The sequence below is a fragment of the Pseudomonas palmensis genome (genome assembly GCF_049942755.1).
Lineage (GTDB): Bacteria > Pseudomonadota > Gammaproteobacteria > Pseudomonadales > Pseudomonadaceae > Aquipseudomonas > Aquipseudomonas palmensis.
Genome location: NZ_CP187958.1, coordinates 3,868,143 through 3,885,404 on the forward strand (window position 1 = coordinate 3,868,143; position 17,262 = coordinate 3,885,404).

The 17,262-nt window shown below is 64.1% G+C and carries 17 protein-coding genes; 14 read left to right on the forward strand and 3 right to left on the reverse strand.

Annotated features, from left to right (window positions below):
* The first annotated feature begins 112 nt into the window (after window positions 1–112).
* Window positions 113–1,045, forward strand: coding sequence for an ABC transporter ATP-binding protein (locus ACPRTJ_RS17970; RefSeq protein ID WP_043862894.1), 933 nt, complete (start codon window positions 113–115; stop codon window positions 1,043–1,045).
* Window positions 1,042–1,821, forward strand: coding sequence for an ABC transporter permease (locus tag ACPRTJ_RS17975; protein ID WP_058541067.1), 780 nt, complete (start codon window positions 1,042–1,044; stop codon window positions 1,819–1,821). Before ACPRTJ_RS17970 ends, ACPRTJ_RS17975 begins: the two co-directional genes overlap by 4 nt.
* On the opposite strand, the gene ACPRTJ_RS17980 is transcribed toward ACPRTJ_RS17975, so the two are convergent.
* Window positions 1,789–2,328: a DUF2062 domain-containing protein gene (locus tag ACPRTJ_RS17980; RefSeq protein ID WP_043862892.1), complete on the reverse strand. Its 540-nt coding sequence runs from the start codon at window positions 2,326–2,328 to the stop codon at window positions 1,789–1,791. The two genes, ACPRTJ_RS17975 and ACPRTJ_RS17980, sit on opposite strands and share 33 nt — an antisense overlap.
* 140 nt (window positions 2,329–2,468) lie before the next feature.
* Here ACPRTJ_RS17980 and ACPRTJ_RS17985 point away from each other — a divergent pair, with 140 nt between their 5' ends.
* The 8 genes from ACPRTJ_RS17985 to murB all read left to right on the forward strand — a co-directional run bounded on the left by ACPRTJ_RS17985 (window position 2,469) and on the right by murB (window position 9,291).
* Complete coding sequence (locus tag ACPRTJ_RS17985) at window positions 2,469–4,691, forward strand: DNA internalization-related competence protein ComEC/Rec2 (protein WP_178083071.1); 2,223 nt, start codon at window positions 2,469–2,471, stop codon at window positions 4,689–4,691.
* A 62-nt stretch (window positions 4,692–4,753) separates the two neighbouring features.
* The gene (locus tag ACPRTJ_RS17990; RefSeq protein ID WP_162484877.1) at window positions 4,754–5,389 is read left to right on the forward strand and encodes a MotA/TolQ/ExbB proton channel family protein; all 636 of its coding nucleotides are present in this window, start codon (window positions 4,754–4,756) and stop codon (window positions 5,387–5,389) included.
* Window positions 5,386–5,817 (forward strand): ExbD/TolR family protein, encoded by a 432-nt coding sequence (locus tag ACPRTJ_RS17995; protein WP_054915817.1) that lies wholly within the window; start codon window positions 5,386–5,388, stop codon window positions 5,815–5,817. The genes ACPRTJ_RS17990 and ACPRTJ_RS17995 overlap by 4 nt, the downstream gene beginning before the upstream one ends.
* A complete protein-coding gene (gene lpxK / locus ACPRTJ_RS18000; RefSeq protein ID WP_043862889.1) occupies window positions 5,817–6,827 on the forward strand; it encodes a tetraacyldisaccharide 4'-kinase in 1,011 nt (336 codons plus the stop codon). Before ACPRTJ_RS17995 ends, lpxK begins: the two co-directional genes overlap by 1 nt.
* Window positions 6,828–6,864: 37 nt before the next feature.
* Window positions 6,865–7,050, forward strand: a complete 186-nt coding sequence (locus ACPRTJ_RS18005) for a Trm112 family protein (RefSeq protein WP_003247142.1) — start codon at window positions 6,865–6,867, stop codon at window positions 7,048–7,050.
* On the forward strand, window positions 7,047–7,811 hold the full coding sequence (gene kdsB, locus ACPRTJ_RS18010) for a 3-deoxy-manno-octulosonate cytidylyltransferase (protein WP_043862888.1): 765 nt from the start codon (window positions 7,047–7,049) through the stop codon (window positions 7,809–7,811). The genes ACPRTJ_RS18005 and kdsB overlap by 4 nt, the downstream gene beginning before the upstream one ends.
* Window positions 7,811–8,275, forward strand: a complete 465-nt coding sequence (locus tag ACPRTJ_RS18015) for a low molecular weight protein-tyrosine-phosphatase (RefSeq protein WP_054915815.1) — start codon at window positions 7,811–7,813, stop codon at window positions 8,273–8,275. The genes kdsB and ACPRTJ_RS18015 overlap by 1 nt, the downstream gene beginning before the upstream one ends.
* On the forward strand, window positions 8,272–9,291 hold the full coding sequence (gene murB / locus ACPRTJ_RS18020; RefSeq protein ID WP_313328024.1) for a UDP-N-acetylmuramate dehydrogenase: 1,020 nt from the start codon (window positions 8,272–8,274) through the stop codon (window positions 9,289–9,291). The genes ACPRTJ_RS18015 and murB overlap by 4 nt, the downstream gene beginning before the upstream one ends.
* A 127-nt stretch (window positions 9,292–9,418) precedes the next feature.
* On the opposite strand, the gene rne is transcribed toward murB, so the two are convergent.
* A complete protein-coding gene (gene rne / locus ACPRTJ_RS18025; protein WP_313328022.1) occupies window positions 9,419–12,631 on the reverse strand; it encodes a ribonuclease E in 3,213 nt (1,070 codons plus the stop codon).
* Window positions 12,632–13,374: 743 nt separating this feature from the next.
* Between rne and rluC the strand changes: the two genes are divergently transcribed.
* Genes rluC through sppA form a run of 3 tightly spaced genes read left to right on the forward strand, consistent with a single transcriptional unit; the run spans window position 13,375 to window position 15,988 of the window.
* On the forward strand, window positions 13,375–14,331 hold the full coding sequence (rluC, locus tag ACPRTJ_RS18030) for a 23S rRNA pseudouridine(955/2504/2580) synthase RluC (protein WP_426427162.1): 957 nt from the start codon (window positions 13,375–13,377) through the stop codon (window positions 14,329–14,331).
* Window positions 14,321–14,998, forward strand: coding sequence for an HAD-IA family hydrolase (locus ACPRTJ_RS18035; RefSeq protein WP_054915813.1), 678 nt, complete (start codon window positions 14,321–14,323; stop codon window positions 14,996–14,998). Before rluC ends, ACPRTJ_RS18035 begins: the two co-directional genes overlap by 11 nt.
* Before the next feature lie 6 nt (window positions 14,999–15,004).
* Complete coding sequence (gene sppA / locus ACPRTJ_RS18040) at window positions 15,005–15,988, forward strand: signal peptide peptidase SppA (RefSeq protein WP_058541100.1); 984 nt, start codon at window positions 15,005–15,007, stop codon at window positions 15,986–15,988.
* 64 nt (window positions 15,989–16,052) lie between these two features.
* Here sppA and ACPRTJ_RS18045 read toward each other — a convergent pair whose 3' ends face one another.
* Window positions 16,053–16,631 (reverse strand): Maf family protein, encoded by a 579-nt coding sequence (locus ACPRTJ_RS18045; RefSeq protein ID WP_043862881.1) that lies wholly within the window; start codon window positions 16,629–16,631, stop codon window positions 16,053–16,055.
* A gap of 95 nt (window positions 16,632–16,726) precedes the next feature.
* On the opposite strand from ACPRTJ_RS18045, the gene ACPRTJ_RS18050 reads away from it, so the two are divergent.
* Window positions 16,727–17,254, forward strand: coding sequence for a YceD family protein (locus ACPRTJ_RS18050; RefSeq protein WP_426427163.1), 528 nt, complete (start codon window positions 16,727–16,729; stop codon window positions 17,252–17,254).
* Window positions 17,255–17,262: the final 8 nt, after the last annotated feature.

Sequence of the window (17,262 nt, forward strand, 5' to 3'; positions counted from 1 at the left end):
ACACTTCACTGTACTTGCGTGGCCTGGGCAAGCACCATGGCCACATTCGTCGCGGTCGGCCCTGTCTGACCGCCTGCCTTGTGAACCCTTCAACCTGGTGTGTAGACCTGCTATGAGTTCTGCTCTGTCCATTCGGCAGCTAACCAAGACCTACGGCAATGGCTTCCAGGCCCTCAAGGGCATCGACCTGGATGTCGCCGAAGGTGATTTCTTCGCCTTGCTCGGCCCCAATGGCGCCGGCAAATCCACCACCATCGGCATTCTCTCGACCCTGGTCAACAAGACCAGCGGCACGGTGAATGTGTTCGGCCATGACCTGGACCGAGAGCCTGCCGCGCTCAAGCGCTGCATCGGCGTGGTGCCCCAGGAGTTCAACTTCAATCAGTTCGAAAAGACCTTCGATATCGTCGTGACCCAGGCGGGTTACTACGGCATCCCGATGAAGGTGGCCAGGGAGCGCGCCGAGCAGTACCTGACCCAGCTGGGCCTGTGGGACAAGCGTGACGTGCCATCGCGCTCGCTGTCCGGCGGCATGAAGCGCCGCCTGATGATTGCCCGCGCGCTGATCCACGAACCGCGCCTGCTGATCCTCGACGAGCCTACCGCTGGCGTCGACATCGAGCTGCGCCGTTCGATGTGGAGCTTTCTGACCGAGCTCAACCAGAAGGGCATCACCATCATCCTGACCACCCACTACCTGGAAGAGGCCGAGCAGCTGTGCCGTAACATCGGCATCATCGACCACGGCACCATCGTGCAGAACACCAGCATGCGTCAGTTGCTGGGCACGTTGCATGTGGAGACCTTCCTGCTCGACCTCAAGCATGACCTGGCCCAGGCGCCGCAACTGGCCGGCTACCCGTGCCGGCTGATCACCCCGCACACCCTGGAAGTGCAGGTGGACAAGGACGTGGGCATCACCGCGCTGTTCGGCCAGTTGGCCCTGCAGAACATCGAGGTGCTGAGCCTGCGCAACAAGACCAATCGTCTCGAGGAGCTGTTCGTGTCCCTGGTGGAAAAAAACCTGGCGAAGGTGGCGGTATGAGTTCGGAACTGCGCGCCAACCTGGTTGCCCTCAATACCATCGTCTATCGAGAAGTGCGGCGGTTCACGCGGATCTGGCCGCAGACCCTGCTGCCCCCGGCGATCACCATGGTGCTGTACTTCGTGATCTTCGGGAACCTCATCGGCCGGCAGATCGGCGACATGGGTGGCTTCACCTACATGGAGTACATCGTGCCGGGCCTGATCATGATGTCGGTGATCACCAATTCCTACGGCAACGTGGTGTCGAGTTTCTTCGGCAGCAAGTTTCAGCGTTCGATCGAGGAGCTGATGGTGTCGCCGGTGTCGCCGCACACCATCCTCATCGGCTACACCCTGGGCGGCGTGCTGCGCGGGTTGGCGGTGGGAGTGATCGTGACCCTGCTGTCGCTGTTCTTCACCCATCTGCAGGTGCATCACCTGGGCGTGACGGTGCTAGTGGTGGTGCTGACCGCGACGATCTTCTCGCTGCTGGGCTTCATCAACGCAGTGTTTGCGCGCAACTTCGATGACATCTCGATCATCCCGACCTTCGTGCTCACGCCGCTGACGTACCTGGGTGGGGTGTTCTACTCCATCACCCTGCTGCCGCCATTCTGGCAGACCGTGTCGCTGGCCAACCCGGTGCTGCACATGGTCAACTCGTTCCGCTACGGCATCCTGGGCGTCTCGGACATCCGCATCGGCGTGGCCATCACCTTCATGCTGGTGGCCACCGCGGTGCTGTACATCGGCTGCGTGCGCCTACTGGTCAGCGGGCGAGGAATGCGCAGCTGATTTCTGCTTGCGCCTGCGCCACTGCCTGCCCACCCACCAGCGCCAGTAGAGCATGGTCAGGCAGTAGGCCAGCGCCCCCAGCAGCACGCCGCACACCACCGAGCCCAGCAGAAAGGGCTGCCACAGCGTCGACAGCTGGTCGGTGATCCATTCGAAGGTGAGTTCCTCAGGCAGCGTGCGTGGCGGTATCTGCATCAGCCATGCCCCCACCTGGTAGGTGCAGTAGAACACCGGCGGCATGGTGATGGGGTTGGTCAGCCACACCAGGCTGACGGCGATGGGCATGTTGCCACGCACCAGAACCGCCAGGCTGGCGGCCAGCAGCATCTGCATCGGGATAGGGATGAAGGCTGCGAAAAGGCCTACGGCCATGGCCCGTGCCACCGAATGGCGATTCAGGTGCCAGAGGTTGGGGTCGTGCAGCAGCCGGCCGAGAAAGCGTAAGGATTTATGTTCCCGAATGCTCGTCGGATCTGGCATGTAGCGTTTGAAAAGTCGACGCGGCATGTGGGCTCTCGGCGTTCTGAAGTGGCCAGTATGCACGGATTGTAAACAGCGCCAATTCAGACTTTGTGACAATTAATAAGCAAGGTGCGGGCCTGGGTGATCTAAGCCTCTGGGGTGAGATCTGCTCAGGAGCTTTACCCATGCGCACAAGGATGTTGGCGCTGGCCTTGGGGCTGTTGGCGCTCAACGTGCTACCTGCCTTGCCGTCGGTCGGCTGGCTCTGGGGCATCGGCATGACGGGAGTGTTATGCCTGGTGTGTCGATGGGCAGTGCCCGGTCTGTTCCTGCTTGGTTTTGCCTGGGCCTGTTGCTCGGCGCAATGGGCGCTGGACGATCGACTGCGGCCCGAGCTGGAGGGGCGCACCCTGTGGCTGGAAGGTCGGGTAGTGGGCCTGGCGCAGCAGGGCCCACATTCGGTGCGTTTCGAGCTGGCCGAAGCCTCCTCGCGCCGCGCCCAGTTGCCGCAGCGGCTGAGCCTGAGCTGGTTTGGCGGGCCGCCGGTCAACAGTGGCGAGCGTTGGCGCCTGGCGGTGCAGCTGCAGCGCCCCTCCGGCCTGCTCAACCCCCATGGGCCTGACCAGGAAGCGGCCATGCTGGCTCGGCGAATCGGTGCCACCGGCCGCGTAAGGGCAGGTGAACGACTGGCCCCGGCCAGCCATGCGTGGCGTGATTCGGTGCGCCAGCGCCTGCTCGGGGCTCAGGCCCATGGGCGCGAAGGTGCGCTGGCGGCGCTGGTGCTGGGTGACGGCGGGGCGCTGGCACAGGAGGACTGGCAGGTGCTCCAGGCAACCGGCACGGTGCACCTGCTGGTGATTTCCGGTCAGCACATCGGCTTGCTGGCCGGTCTGGTGTACGGCCTGGTGGCCGGGTTGGCACGTGTGGGGGCATGGCCCAGGGCGCTGCCCTGGCTACCCTGGGCGTGCGGCCTGGCGTTTGCGGCGGCCCTGGCGTACGGCTTGATGGCGGGCTTTCAGGTACCGGTACGACGCGCCTGCATCATGCTGGCGGTGGTGCTGTTGTGGCGCCTGCGTTTTCGCCACCTTGGGGCCTGGATTCCCTTGCTGCTTGCCCTCAACGGTGTATTGCTGGTGGAGCCATTGGCCAGCCTGCAGCCGGGGTTCTGGCTGTCGTTCGCAGCGGTGGCGGTGCTGGTGTATGTGTTCGGCGGCCGGCTGGGGGCCTGGAACCCCTGGCTGGCATGGTGCCGGGCCCAATGGCTGATCGCGATCGGCCTGTTGCCGGTGCTGCTGGCGCTGGGGCTGCCGATCAGTCTCTCGGCACCGCTGGCCAATCTGGTTGCGGTGCCCTGGGTCAGTATCGCGGTGTTGCCCCTGGCGCTGGCCGGCACACTGCTGCAGGGGCTCCCGTTGCTGGGGGAGGCCCTGTTGTGGCTGGCTGGAGGATCGCTGGCAGCCTTGTTCTGGACACTGGCACAGGTGGCACATTGGCAACCGGCCTGGACACCGGTCGCCTTGCCGATATGGGCATGGTTGATGGTGGGCGGTGGCGCGGTACTGCTGCTGTTGCCGGGCGGGCTGCCGATGCGGGTGCTGGGCTGGCCCTTGCTGCTGCTGGCCGGCTGTGCGCCTCGCAACGAGATCGCCCATGGGCAACTGGAGGTGTGGCAGCTGGATGTCGGCCAGGGCCAGGCGTTTGTGCTGCGTACCCGTCACCATGCGATGCTGTATGACGCAGGCCCGGCCACCCGTGGCAGCGACCTGGGTGAGCGGGTGGTCGTGCCGACTCTGCGCAAGCTGGGGGTGCGCGAGCTGGACCTGGCGCTGATCAGCCATGCCCATGCCGACCATGCCGGCGGCGCCCTGGCGGTGCAGCGCAGCGTGCCGCTGGTGCGCGTGGTGGGCGGCGACCCGGATGAGCTGCCCGGGCAACTGCAGGCCCAGGCCTGCGCCAGTGGCGAGCAATGGCAGTGGGATGGCGTGCTCTTCAGCCTGTGGCGCTGGCAGCAGGCCGGCGACAGCAATCAGCGCTCCTGTGTGTTGCACGTGGATGCCGGCGGGGAAACCCTGCTGCTGACCGGTGACATCGATGCCCAGGCCGAGCGCGCCTGGCTGCGCGAGTCGACAGCCGGCCCGGTCGACTGGTTGCAGGCGCCCCATCATGGCAGCCGCACCTCGTCGAGCCAGGCCTTTCTCGAGCGAACCCGGCCACGGGGCGTGCTGATTTCGCGAGGGCGCCACAATGCATTCGGGCATCCGCACGCACAGGTGATGGCGCGTTACCAGGCGCTGGGTATCACCGTGCACGACAGCGCCCTGCACGGGGCGGTGCGCCTGGTGCTGGGCAGCTTTGGCCAGGCGGTCGGGCAACGCAGCCAGCGGCGCTTCTGGCGGGAGCCGACATGACGCTGTTCGGCCCCGTGGCCCCCTATGGTAAAGTGGCGGACTTTTTCGAGGGGGTCGCTACTGTGTGGGAATTGGTCAAGTCCGGTGGCTGGATGATGCTGCCGATCATTCTGAGTTCCATCGCTGCCATGGCTATCGTCGCCGAACGCCTGTGGACCCTGCGCGCCAGTCGTGTCACCCCGCCGCACCTGCTCGGCCAGGTGTGGCGCTGGATCAAGGACAAACAGCTCACCAGCGAGAAGCTCAAGACCCTGCGCGCCGACTCGCCGCTGGGCGAGATCCTGGCCGCGGGCCTGGCCAACTCCCGCCATGGTCGCGAAATCATGAAGGAGTGCATCGAGGAAGCCGCCGCCCGTGTCATCCACGAGCTGGAGCGCTACATCAACGCACTGGGCACCATCGCCGCCATGGCGCCGCTGCTGGGCCTGCTGGGCACCGTGCTGGGCATGATCGATATCTTCAGTGCCTTTACCGGGTCCGGCATGACCACCAATGCCTCGGTATTGGCGGGGGGGATCTCCAAGGCATTGATCACCACGGCAGCCGGCCTGATGGTGGGTATCCCGGCGGTATTCTTCCATCGTTTCCTGCAACGGCGCATCGATGAGCTGGTGGTGGGCATGGAGCAGGAGGCCATCAAGCTGGTGGAAGTGGTCCAGGGGGACCGTGATGTCGACCTGAGCGAGGGCAAGGCGTGAAATTCCGGCGCAAGCCACGGGAGACCGTGGACATCAACCTCGCTTCGCTGATCGACGTGGTGTTCATCCTGCTGCTGTTTTTCGTGGTGACCACCACCTTCACCCGTGAAACCCAGTTGCGTGTCGAACTGCCCGAGGCGGTCAGCGGCGCTCCGGCGCCCGACGCCGAGGCCAAGCAGCTGGAAATCACCATCAGCGCCGAAGGCGTGTACTCGGTCAACAACCACCTGTTGCCCAAGAGCGACCTGGGCACCCTGACCGAGGCCCTGCAGAAGGAATCACAGGGCGACACCAAGATGCCGCTGTCGATCAGCGCTGACGGCAAGACTCCGCACCAGGCCGTGGTCACCGCCATGGATGCCGCTGGCAAGCTCGGCTTCAGCCAGTTGCGCATGACCACGGTCGAGGCCGCCCAGGGGACACCTTGATGGCGCTTGCCGATCGCCTGTTGCATGCCTGGTATGCCGGCCACCCGGCATTGGTATTGTTGCGCCCGCTCGAGGCCCTGTATCGCCGGGTGGTGCGGGGCAAGCGCGAGCGTTTTCTGGCCGGGCAGGGCGACATCTATCGCGCACCGGTGCCGGTGCTGGTGGTGGGCAACATCACCGTGGGTGGCACCGGCAAGACCCCGCTTATCCTGTTTCTGATCGAGCACTGTCGCCAGCGCGGCCTGCGCGTGGGGGTGGTCAGCCGAGGCTATGGGGCCACTGCGCCGCAACTGCCGTGGCGCGTGCGTGCCGATCAACCGGCCGAACAGGCCGGTGACGAACCCTTGCTGATCGTGCAGCGCACCGGCGTGCCGCTGATGATCGACCCCGATCGCAGCCAGGCCGTGCGGGCCTTGCTCGACGCCGAGCCGCTGGACCTGATCCTGTGCGACGACGGCATGCAGCACTACCGCCTGGCGCGTGATCTCGAGCTGGTGCTGATCGACGCGGCCCGCGGCCTCGGCAATCGCCGCTGCCTGCCTGCCGGGCCGCTGCGTGAGCCGGTGGAGCGCCTGGATGAAGTGGACGCCGTGCTCTACAACGGCGCCCTCAGCGACCGTGATGATGGCTTTGCCTTCACCCTGGCCCCTACGGCACTGGTCAACCTGCGCAGCGGCGAGCGACGAGGCCTTGAGCATTTTGCGCCGGGCCAGGCATTGCACGCGGTGGCCGGCATCGGCAACCCTCAGCGATTTTTCAACACCCTGCAGGGGCTGGGCTGGCAGCCTGTGCCGCATGCGTTTGCCGACCATGCGGCGTACAACGCCCAGGCCCTGAGCTTCACCCCGTCATTGCCGCTGGTCATGACTGAGAAGGATGCGGTGAAATGCCGTGCTTTCGCCGCCGATGACTGGTGGTATCTTGCGGTCGACGCACTGCCTTCGCCGGCCTTCGTGGCCTGGCTCGACGCGCAGCTGGCGCGTCTGCTGCCCGGGCCTCGCCAGCCCTGACATTTTCTTTTTCCGGCCACAGGCCTGAGGAATATCCATGGACACCAAATTGCTCGACATCCTTGCTTGCCCGATCACCAAAGGCCCGCTCAAGCTCAGCGCCGACAAGACCGAGCTGATCAGCAAGGGGGCCGGCCTGGCGTACCCGATTCGTGACGGTATCCCGGTGATGCTCGAGAGCGAAGCCCGAACCCTGACCGATGACGAGCGCCTGGACAAATGAGCCTGGATTTCACCGTTGTGATTCCAGCGCGCCTGCGCTCCACCCGTCTGCCGGGCAAGCCATTGCTGTCGATTGCCGGCAAGCCGATGGTGCAGCACGTCTGGGAGCAGGCGCGCAGAAGCAGCGCCACCCGAGTGGTGATTGCCACCGATGACCCGAGCATCGTCGCTGCATGCCAGGGGTTTGGCGCCGAGGTGCTGCTGACCCGTGAGGACCACCAGTCGGGCACCGACCGCCTGGCCGAAGTCGCCACCCAGCTGGGCCTGTCGGCAGATGCGATCGTGGTCAATGTGCAGGGGGACGAGCCGTTGATTCCCCCGGCGATCATCGACCAGGTGGCGGCCAACCTGGCGGCGCATCCTGAAGCGGGCATTGCCACGCTGGCCGAGCCGATCGAAGACGTCGAAGTGCTGTTCAACCCCAATGCGGTCAAGGTGAGCACCGACCGCAACGGCCTGGCCCTGACCTTCAGCCGTGCGCCCTTGCCGTGGGCGCGTGATGCGTTTGCCCAGAGCCGCGAGCAATTGCCGGCGGGTGTGCCTTATCGCCGGCATATCGGCATGTACGCCTATCGCGCAGGCCTGTTGCAGGACTTCGTCGCCTGGGGCCCCTGCGGCCTGGAGCAGACCGAGTCGCTGGAGCAGTTGCGTGCGCTGTGGAATGGCGTGCGCATCCACGTGGCCGATGCCTTGCAGGCGCCGCCTGTGGGCGTCGACACACCTGAAGACCTGGAGCGCGTTCGGCGCTTGCTGGAGGCCTGATGCGCGTCCTGTTCGTATGCCTGGGCAACATCTGCCGCTCGCCGACGGCCGAGGGCGTGTTGCGCCATCAGTTGAAGCTGGCAGGCCTCGAAGATCAGGTCGAAGTGGCCTCGGCGGGTACGGGAGACTGGCATGTGGGCAAGCCGCCCGACAGCCGAACCCGCCGCGCTGCGCTGGCGCGCGGCTACGACCTGTCCGCACAGCGTGCACAGCAGGTGAGCGCGCAGGACTTCAGCCGGTACGACCTGATCCTGGCAATGGACACCAGCAATCTCGGCCACCTCAAGGCGCTGCAACCGTCTGCCGGTACCGCCGAACTGGACCTGTTCCTGCGCCGCTACGAGGGTGAGCTGGATGAAGTGCCCGACCCGTACTACGGCGGCGAAGAGGGCTTCGAACAGGTGCTTGATCTCATTGAGCTGGCTTGTAGCAAGCTGGTGGTCGAGCTGAAGGGCCGGCTATGAGCGTGCAGGTGCAATCGCAGGTTTCACTCAAGCCTTACAACACCTTCGGAATCGAGGTGAAGGCGCAGTATTTCGCCCAGGCACACAACGATGACGAAGTGCGCCAGCTGCTGGCGCACGCAGCCGAACAGCACCTGCCGGTGCTGGTGATCGGTGGCGGCAGCAACCTGCTGTTGACTGCCGATATCCAGGCGCTGGTGCTGCGCATGGCCAGTGTCGGTGTGCGGATACTGTCGGATGATGGCCAGCGCGTGGTGGTCGAGGCAGAGGCGGGTGAGCCCTGGCATCCCTTCGTGCAGTGGACCCTGGCCCAGGGACTGTCGGGGCTGGAAAACCTCAGCCTGATCCCCGGTACCGTCGGGGCGGCGCCGATGCAGAACATCGGCGCCTATGGCGTGGAGATCAAGGACGTGTTTGGCGGGCTTACGGCGCTGGATCGGGAAACCGGCCAGTTGCACGAGTTCGCGCTGGAACAGTGCGATTTTGCCTACCGTGACAGTGTGTTCAAGCGTAATCCCGGGCGCTGGCTGATCCTGCGGGTTCGCTTCGTGCTCAATCGCGCCGAGCACCTGCACCTGGACTATGGCCCGGTACGCCAGCGGCTGAGTGAGCAGGGCATCGGTCAGCCGACCGCACAGAATGTCAGCGATGCCATCTGCAGCATTCGTCGCGAGAAACTGCCAGACCCGGCCGAGCTGGGCAATGCCGGAAGCTTCTTCAAGAACCCGGTGGTGAGCGCCGAACTGGCGCAGCGCGTGCGCGAGGCGTATCCGGATGCGGTAGGTTATCCACAGGCCGATGGTCAGGTAAAGCTGGCGGCGGGGTGGTTGATCGAGCAGGCGGGCTGGAAGGGGTTTCGCGAGGGCGATGCCGGGGTGCACCGTTTGCAGTCGCTGGTGCTGGTGAACTACGGGCAGGCCAGTGGCAAGCAGTTGCATGCGCTGGCGCAGCGGATTCAGGCTGATGTGCTGGCGCGCTTCGGCGTCGCGCTGGAGATGGAACCCAACTTGTATTGACTGGGCGGCTTGTTTGCTGGCAGCGCCGATTCCTGCGGATTCGGCGTTGTCGGTGACACATCCACCACCAGGCATCAGGCAATAAAAAGCCCCGCCAGTTTGCACTGGCGGGGCTTTTTAATGGCCGTCAGACGAGCGGTTTATGCTCTTCTGCAGCTTCCTGCGACTGCTCGGCAGCAGCAGCGGCCGCTGCGGCTTCAGCTTCGCGCTTGCGGCGACGCACTTCACGCGGGTCGTTCGGTGCACGGCCGTTGGCCAGCGTGACGACCGGTGCCTCAACCTCGGCAGGCTCGGCGATCGGTGCCTGTGCCTCGGCGACCGGTGCTGGCTCAGCGGCAATAACCGGCTCGGCTTCGACTGCAGCCGGCGCTTCTGGCTCGCTCGGCAGGGCGATGACCGGCTCGGCAGCTACAGGTGCCTCGACGGGCGCTTCGACAGCTGGCGCCTGCTCATGGGCTTGAGCCGGTGCTTCCACCAGAGCCTCTACCTTGGCCTCGGCCTCGATCTGGGCCTCGACTGGTTGCGGAGCAACTTCGACGACAGGCTCGATGCTCGACTCGACTGCCTGCACCGGTGCTTCGAACGGTTGTTCGATCACAGGGGCGATGGCCGCTTGTTCAGCAACAGGTTCTTCGGCAGCGGGCTGTTGAACGGTTTCGTTCGACTCGGTGCTGGTTTCGACAACCACTGGCTCGACGGTGCCGGCCTCGAAAGGCGTTTCGGCCACGACGGCTGGGGTGTCATCGACAGCGGCAGTTGCACGCTCGGCCTGAGCGTTGGCCTGGGCCTCGGCGTCGGCACTGATGTTGCTGGTGGCAACGGCGGCAGTCACGGCCAGGCCGGCAGCAAGTTCCACGCCCGAAGGCTGCGCATTGCCTTCGCTGCGTTTTTCCGCAGCAGCAGGTTGTTCGCCAGCTTGTTCGGCGCCTTCTTCGGTGCCGTCTTCGCTGCCTTCGACCACATTGCCGTTGGCATCACGCTGACGCTCACGACGGTTGCTGCGACGACGCTGACCGCGCGAGCGACGACGTGGACGATCGCCTTCGGCGCCTTCCTGGTTGTCATCCTGCAGCAGCTCTTCGTTTGGCAGTTGCTCTTCGGCCGCATCCTCGACCGGCTCGGCCGGGCGTGGCTGACGCTCTTCGCGTGGCGGACGCGGTGCGCGCTCCTCGCGAGGGGCACGTTCTTCACGTGGTGCGCGCTCTTCACGCGGTGCACGCTCTTCACGTGGCTGACGCTCTTCGCGCGGGGCGCGCTCAGGACGTTCTTCGCGGACGGCCGGGGCCGGGGTGGCATCCAGAGGCTCACGCAGTTCGCGTACCGGGCGATCTTCGCGTGGGCGACGGTCTTCGCGTGGGGCACGCGGCTGACGTTCTTCACGCGGGGCGCGTGGTGCGCGTTCCTCGCGGGTCGAGGTCTCTTCACGGGCTTCGCGAGGCTGGCGTTCTTCACGCGGCTCACGTGGCGCGCGCTCGGCACGCTCTTCGCGTGGCTTGCGCTCTTCATCGCGACGACCGTTGCGGTTGCGGCTCTGCTGGCGACCGTTGCGACGCTCCTCGTTGCGCTGAGGACGCTCGGTGGCAGGCTTCTCGGTTACCACCGGTGCGGCGGCCACAGGTTCTTCCTTGCCGGCGAACAGGCTGACCAGCGACTTGACCAGGCCCTTGAACAGGCTTGGCTCTGGCAGGGCGTGTACCGGGGCGGCTGGGGCAGCAGGGGCTTCCGGAGCCGGTACCGGAGCATTGGCGCGGGCCGGTGCAGTCTTGACCGCGGCTTCCTGGCGAACCAGGGTGCGGGTGGCGGCAGCCGGTTGCACTTCTTCGGTTTCGGTCGCAGCGATTTCGTAGCTGGACTGGTTGTTCAGGGCTTCCGGGCTGTCGTCGCGCAGGCGCTGCACTTCGAAATGCGGGGTTTCCAGGTGGTCGTTCGGCAGAATGACGATACGCGCCCGGGTGCGCAGTTCGATCTTGGTGATCGAGTTGCGTTTTTCGTTGAGCAGGAACGCGGCGACCGGGATCGGCACCTGGGCACGCACCTCGGCAGTGCGATCCTTCAGGGCTTCTTCCTCGATCAGGCGCAGGATTGCCAGCGACAGCGACTCGACGTCACGGATGATGCCGGTGCCGCTGCAGCGCGGGCAGACGATGCCGCTGCTTTCGCCCAGGGAAGGGCGCAGGCGCTGGCGGGACATTTCCAGCAGGCCGAAGCGCGAAATGCGGCCGACCTGTACGCGGGCACGGTCGGCTTCCAGGCACTCGCGCACCTTTTCTTCGACGGCGCGCTGGTTCTTGGCCGGGGTCATGTCGATGAAGTCGATGACGATCAGGCCGCCGATGTCACGCAGACGCAGTTGGCGGGCGATTTCCTCGGCCGCTTCCAGGTTGGTCTGCAGGGCGGTTTCCTCGATGTCGCTGCCTTTGGTGGCGCGCGCCGAGTTGATGTCGATGGACACCAGGGCTTCAGTCGGGTCGATCACGATCGAGCCGCCCGATGGCAGGTCGACGACGCGCTGGAAGGCGGTCTCGATCTGGCTTTCGATCTGGAAGCGGTTGAACAGCGGCACGCTGTCTTCGTACAGCTTGATCTTGCTGGCGTACTGCGGCATCACCTGGCGGATGAAGGTCAGGGCTTCTTCCTGGGCGTCGACGCTGTCGATCAGCACTTCGCCGATGTCCTGGCGCAGGTAGTCGCGGATGGCGCGGATGATGACGTTGCTTTCCTGGTAGATCAGGAACGGCGCTGCGCGGTCGAGGGACGCTTCCTTGATGGCGGTCCACAGTTGCAGCAGGTAGTCCAGGTCCCACTGCATCTCTTCGCTGCTGCGGCCCAGGCCGGCAGTGCGAACGATCAGGCCCATGTCGGCAGGGGCAACCAGGCCGTTGAGCGCTTCGCGCAGTTCGTTGCGCTCTTCGCCTTCGATGCGACGGGAGATGCCGCCGGCACGCGGGTTGTTAGGCATCAGGACCAGGTAACGACCGGCCAGGCTGATGAAGGTGGTCAGGGCGGCGCCCTTGTTGCCGCGCTCTTCCTTCTCGACCTGGACGATGACTTCCTGGCCTTCGCTCAGCACTTCCTTGATGTTCACCCGGCCTTCGGGCGACTTCTTGAAGTATTCGCGGGAGATTTCCTTGAGGGGCAGAAAGCCGTGGCGCTCGGAGCCGAAATCGACGAAGGCGGCTTCAAGGCTGGGCTCGATGCGGGTGATCTTGCCCTTGTAGATGTTGGCTTTTTTCTGCTCGCGTGCACCGGACTCGATGTCCAGATCGTAGAGGCGCTGGCCGTCTACCAGAGCAACACGCAACTCTTCGGGTTGAGTCGCGTTAATCAGCATTCTTTTCATGTAGTACCGTCGGTTTCCGGGCTGCCGGAAACGGCGTTCGGCACACACGACTTCTCACGGTCGGTGTCAGGGTGCGTCAGGGGTGGCGGACCATCCCGTGTCCAGCGGCTTGCGGTCGGACTGGTCGCCCAGTGCTGCCGAAGTCGCGACGACGCGTCCTGCTAGCTGTGGTGTCAAATGCACTCAGTCAGGAGGAGGAATCAGCCTTCGGCCGTGGACACCCTGGGGCATCTTGATCAAGACCGGGTCCGGTCGCGGGCCAGAGGGCCTGTGGACTGGACGCAGTGCTACACGGTCCGACGGTTGTGCATCTCCACCCTACACGTATCCCTGATAATTCGGGTGCTGCCGCGCGCTGAATCCGCAACGGGTTGCAGTTATCGCCAGCTCCATACGGGAGCCCGCGCTTTCTATGGCTAAGGCTGGTATTTCCGAAGCATTCGCCGTGACTGCGTGAAAGCGACTGCACTGAAGGAGTGGGCATCGAAAAAAACGTGCAGGAGGGTCAAACACCGCTCTTGTTGTTTTTTATCGGTCTTCTCTCATCGGCGCTGGTAGCGATTCCAGGCACTTCTGTAAACTGGCGAAAGCCCCGTCGGACGGCCTCGCGTCCTCGAGAATTGCGTAGGTCAGGGCCGGCTCAAAGCCATTGGTCCGCTGGCCAGCCGCTTTTGGCGGCGTTCGCGACTATAGCAGCAATCATTAAGTGCTTCAAATCCATAAAAAATTGTTATGATTCGCAAATGACGACTACTACCCCTCCGACCTCCGGCGTCCAGCTGATCGAGGTCGCGCCGGAACTTGCCGGCCAACGGATCGACAACTTCCTGATCACTGCACTCAAGGGCGTTCCCAAGACCTTGATTTATCGCATTTTGCGCAAAGGCGAAGTGCGGGTAAACAAGGGACGGATCAAGCCAGAGTACAAATTGCAGGCCGGCGATATCGTGCGCGTGCCGCCCGTTCGTCTGCCTGAGCGTGACGAGCCGGTGCCGCTGGCACAGGGCCTGCTTCAGCGACTCGAAGCGGCCATCGTGTACGAAGACAAGGCCCTTATCGTGCTCAACAAGCCTGCTGGCATCGCCGTGCACGGCGGCAGCGGGCTGAACTACGGTGTGATCGAAGCCTTTCGTCAGTTGCGCCCGGATACCAAGGAGCTGGAGCTGGTGCATCGGCTCGATCGCGATACCTCCGGTCTGCTGATGATCGCCAAGAAGCGCAGCATGTTGCGCCATCTGCATGCCGCGTTGCGCGGTGACGGCGTCGACAAGCGCTACATGGCGCTGGTGCGTGGTCACTGGGCCACGGCCAAGAAGCAGGTCAATGCGCCGCTGCTCAAGAGCAACCTGCGTTCCGGCGAGCGGATGGTGGAAATCAACGACGAAGGCAAGGAGGCGCTCACCCTGTTTCGCGTGCTGCGCCGTTTCGGCGATTTCGCGACCATGGTCGAGGCACGCCCGATTACTGGCCGTACCCACCAGATTCGCGTGCATGCCCTGCATGCCGGGCATTGCATCTCCGGCGACAGCAAGTATGGCGACGAGGATTTCACTCGCGAGATCCGCGAGCTGGGCGGCAAGCGCCTGTTCCTGCATGCCTATGCGCTGACCGTGCCGTTGCCCGATGGCGGCGAGCTGAAGCTGGAGGCGCCGGTGGACGACATGTGGGCCAAGACCGTGGAGCGTTTGAGTGCGCCGTGATTACGACCTGCTGATCTTCGATTGGGACGGCACGCTGGCCGATTCGATCGGGCGCATCGTCGAAGCGATGCATCGCTCGGCCGAGCGTGCCGGCTATGCGCTGTGCTCGGACGAGGCGGTCAAGGGCATCATCGGCCTGGCGCTGCCCGAGGCGATCAGCACGCTGTACCCGCATCTGGATCAGCCTGAAGTCATGGCGTTTCGTCAGCATTACGCCGACATCTATATGGCCCTGGATACCCAGCCGTCGCCGTTGTATCCCGGCGTGGTCGAGGCCCTCGAGTCGTTCAGGGCCGATGGCTATCGCCTGGCAGTCGCTACCGGCAAGGCGCGTCGCGGCCTGGACCGGGTGCTGGTGGCCAATGGCTGGGAAACGTTCTTCGACATTACCCGGGCTGCCGACGAAACCATGGGCAAGCCGCACCCGCGCATGCTCGAGGAGATCCTGGCCCATTGCCAGGTGCCGGCGAGCCGTGCGTTGATGGTGGGCGATTCGTCGTTCGACCTGCTGATGGCGCGCAATGCCGGCATGCATTCGGTGGCGGTGGGGCATGGGGCGCTCTCGCTCGAGGCGTTGAGCGTTTACGAGCCGCAGTTGTCCATACAGCACTTTTCACAATTGCAGGCGTGGCTAGGCCGAACCGCTGCAATCGAATTTCCAGGGTAGGTGAGCATGACTGACGAGTGGAAGGCGCCTGACGCCGAAAAGAACGAAGAGCGCACCAGCTGGAAGCTGCTCGAGAAGACCTTGCTGGCGGGCGTGCAGGAGCAGCGTCGGGCCCGGCGCTGGGGTATTTTTTTCAAGCTGCTGACGTTCGTGTACCTGTTCGGCATCCTGGCCCTGTTTTCGCCGCTGATGGATATCGACAAGACCGCCGCCCGTGGCGCGAGCCATACGGCGCTGATCGAGGTGCGCGGGATCATTGCGGACAAGGAGCCGGCCAGCGCCGACAACGTGATAGCCAGCCTGCGTGCGGCCTTCGACGACGCCAAGACCAAGGCGGTGGTGCTGCGTATCAACAGCCCGGGCGGCAGCCCCGTGCAGTCTGGCTACATCTATGACGAGATTCGTCGTCTGCAGGCCGCCAAGCCGTCGGTCAAGGTGTACGCGGTCATCAGCGACCTGGGTGCGTCGGGTGCCTACTATATCGCCAGTGCGGCTGACCAGATCTATGCCGACAAGGCCAGCCTGGTGGGCTCGATTGGTGTGACGGCAGCTGGCTACGGCTTTGTCGGCACCATGGAGAAGCTGGGTGTCGAGCGTCGTACCTATACGGCGGGTGAGCACAAGGCCTTCCTTGATCCATTCCAGCCGCAGAAACCGGACGAAACGGCCTTCTGGCAGGGTGTGCTGGACACCACCCACAAGCAGTTCATTGCCAGTGTGAAGCAGGGGCGCGGCGAGCGGCTCAAGGACAAGGAGCATCCCGAGCTGTTCAGCGGGCTGATCTGGTCGGGTGAGCAGGCCGTGCAGCTGGGGCTGGTGGACGCCCTGGGCAATGCCGATTATGTGGCGCGTGAGGTGGTGGGGGAGAAGACCCTGGTTGATTTCACCGTCGAAGAGTCGCCGTTTGATCGCTTCTCCAAGCGCCTGGGTGCCAGCGTCGCCGAGCACCTGGCTATGTGGATGGGCTTTCAGGGGCCGGCACTGCGCTGAGAGTGCTGATTAATGAAAAACCGGCCAGATGGCCGGTTTTTTTATTGCCGGTATTGCCTTGCCTTCACGGTATGCTCACCCCTTCCTTGAGCAGCATGTCGACCAGTCGGATCAGCGGAAGTCCCACCAGGCTGGTGGCATCGCAGCCGTGGGTGCTTTGGAACAGGCTCACCCCCAGCCCTTCGCACTTGAAGCTGCCGGCGCAGTCATAGGGTTGCTCGGCGTGCAGGTAGCGTTCGATGCGTGGCAGGTCCAGTTCGCGCATGTGCACGGTAAATGGCACGCAATCGACCTCGCAATGGCCGCTCTGGGTATTGAGCAGCGCCACGCCGGTCAGGAAGGTGACGTGATTGCCGCTCGCAGCCAGCAATTGCTCGCAGGCCTTTTCGAAGGTGTGTGGCTTGCCCAGAATCTGTTCGCCCAGTACGGCAACCTGGTCGGAGCCGATGATAAGATGCCCCGGATGGCTGGCAGCCAATGCCTCGGCCTTGTGCCTGGCCAGGCGCTTGACCAGCTCTGGGGCGGGCTCTTCGCCGATGCGCTGTTCGTCGATATCGGGCGCTGCCCAGGCAAAGGGCAGTTGCAGTCGCGCCAGCAATTCGCGCCGGTAGGGTGAGCTGGAAGCCAGTAACAAGGGCAGCATGATGAACTCCTGAGCAGGTGCGCCGATTCTAACATGTTGAACGGGGCCGAATTTCCTTTGACAGGGGCGGGGGGCATCCCTAGAATGCTGCGCCTATGTTGAATGACCCGATTCCACCTCACGTTGACCCGCGCAAATTGGCCGATCGTGGTGTTTCTCTCGAAGGAGCGCTGCTACTCGCCGATTTGGAGAGACTCTGCGACCCGCTTTCCGACGATGTCGGTACGGTGCAGGCTAAATTCGATTTTGAGCGAGACGAACAGAAAACGGTGGTTATCCACAGTGCTCTGACCGTCGAGGTCAAGATGGTTTGCCAGCGTTGTCTTGAGCTGGTCACCCTGCCGATCCACAGCGAATCTACATATGCTGTGGTGAAAGAGGGTGCGAATACCCAGTCGTTACCGAAAGGTTATGACGTGCTGGAACTGGGCGAAGATCCTTTGGATCTGCAAGCATTGGTCGAGGAAGAGCTTCTGCTCGCCTTGCCCATCGTGCCTGCTCATCATCCGGAAGAATGCCAGCAGCCGGCGGGCGCCGATGAGCCCGAACCGAGCAAGGACGAGGTAACGCGGTCCAACCCGTTCAGTGTATTGGCGCAGTTAAAGCGTGACCCAAACGTTTAGGAGTTAAT

Coding starts and splice junctions, on each gene's coding strand:
- ACPRTJ_RS17970 (WP_043862894.1), top strand. CDS start 113: ATGAGTTCTGCTCTGTCCATTCGGCAGCTAACCAAGACCTACGGCAAT.
- ACPRTJ_RS17975 (WP_058541067.1), top strand. CDS start 1,042: ATGAGTTCGGAACTGCGCGCCAACCTGGTTGCCCTCAATACCATCGTC.
- ACPRTJ_RS17980 (WP_043862892.1), bottom strand. CDS start 2,328: ATGCCGCGTCGACTTTTCAAACGCTACATGCCAGATCCGACGAGCATT.
- ACPRTJ_RS17985 (WP_178083071.1), top strand. CDS start 2,469: ATGCGCACAAGGATGTTGGCGCTGGCCTTGGGGCTGTTGGCGCTCAAC.
- lpxK (WP_043862889.1), top strand. CDS start 5,817: ATGGCGCTTGCCGATCGCCTGTTGCATGCCTGGTATGCCGGCCACCCG.
- ACPRTJ_RS18005 (WP_003247142.1), top strand. CDS start 6,865: ATGGACACCAAATTGCTCGACATCCTTGCTTGCCCGATCACCAAAGGC.
- kdsB (WP_043862888.1), top strand. CDS start 7,047: ATGAGCCTGGATTTCACCGTTGTGATTCCAGCGCGCCTGCGCTCCACC.
- ACPRTJ_RS18015 (WP_054915815.1), top strand. CDS start 7,811: ATGCGCGTCCTGTTCGTATGCCTGGGCAACATCTGCCGCTCGCCGACG.
- murB (WP_313328024.1), top strand. CDS start 8,272: ATGAGCGTGCAGGTGCAATCGCAGGTTTCACTCAAGCCTTACAACACC.
- rne (WP_313328022.1), bottom strand. CDS start 12,631: ATGAAAAGAATGCTGATTAACGCGACTCAACCCGAAGAGTTGCGTGTT.
- rluC (WP_426427162.1), top strand. CDS start 13,375: ATGACGACTACTACCCCTCCGACCTCCGGCGTCCAGCTGATCGAGGTC.
- sppA (WP_058541100.1), top strand. CDS start 15,005: ATGACTGACGAGTGGAAGGCGCCTGACGCCGAAAAGAACGAAGAGCGC.
- ACPRTJ_RS18045 (WP_043862881.1), bottom strand. CDS start 16,631: ATGCTGCCCTTGTTACTGGCTTCCAGCTCACCCTACCGGCGCGAATTG.
- ACPRTJ_RS18050 (WP_426427163.1), top strand. CDS start 16,727: ATGTTGAATGACCCGATTCCACCTCACGTTGACCCGCGCAAATTGGCC.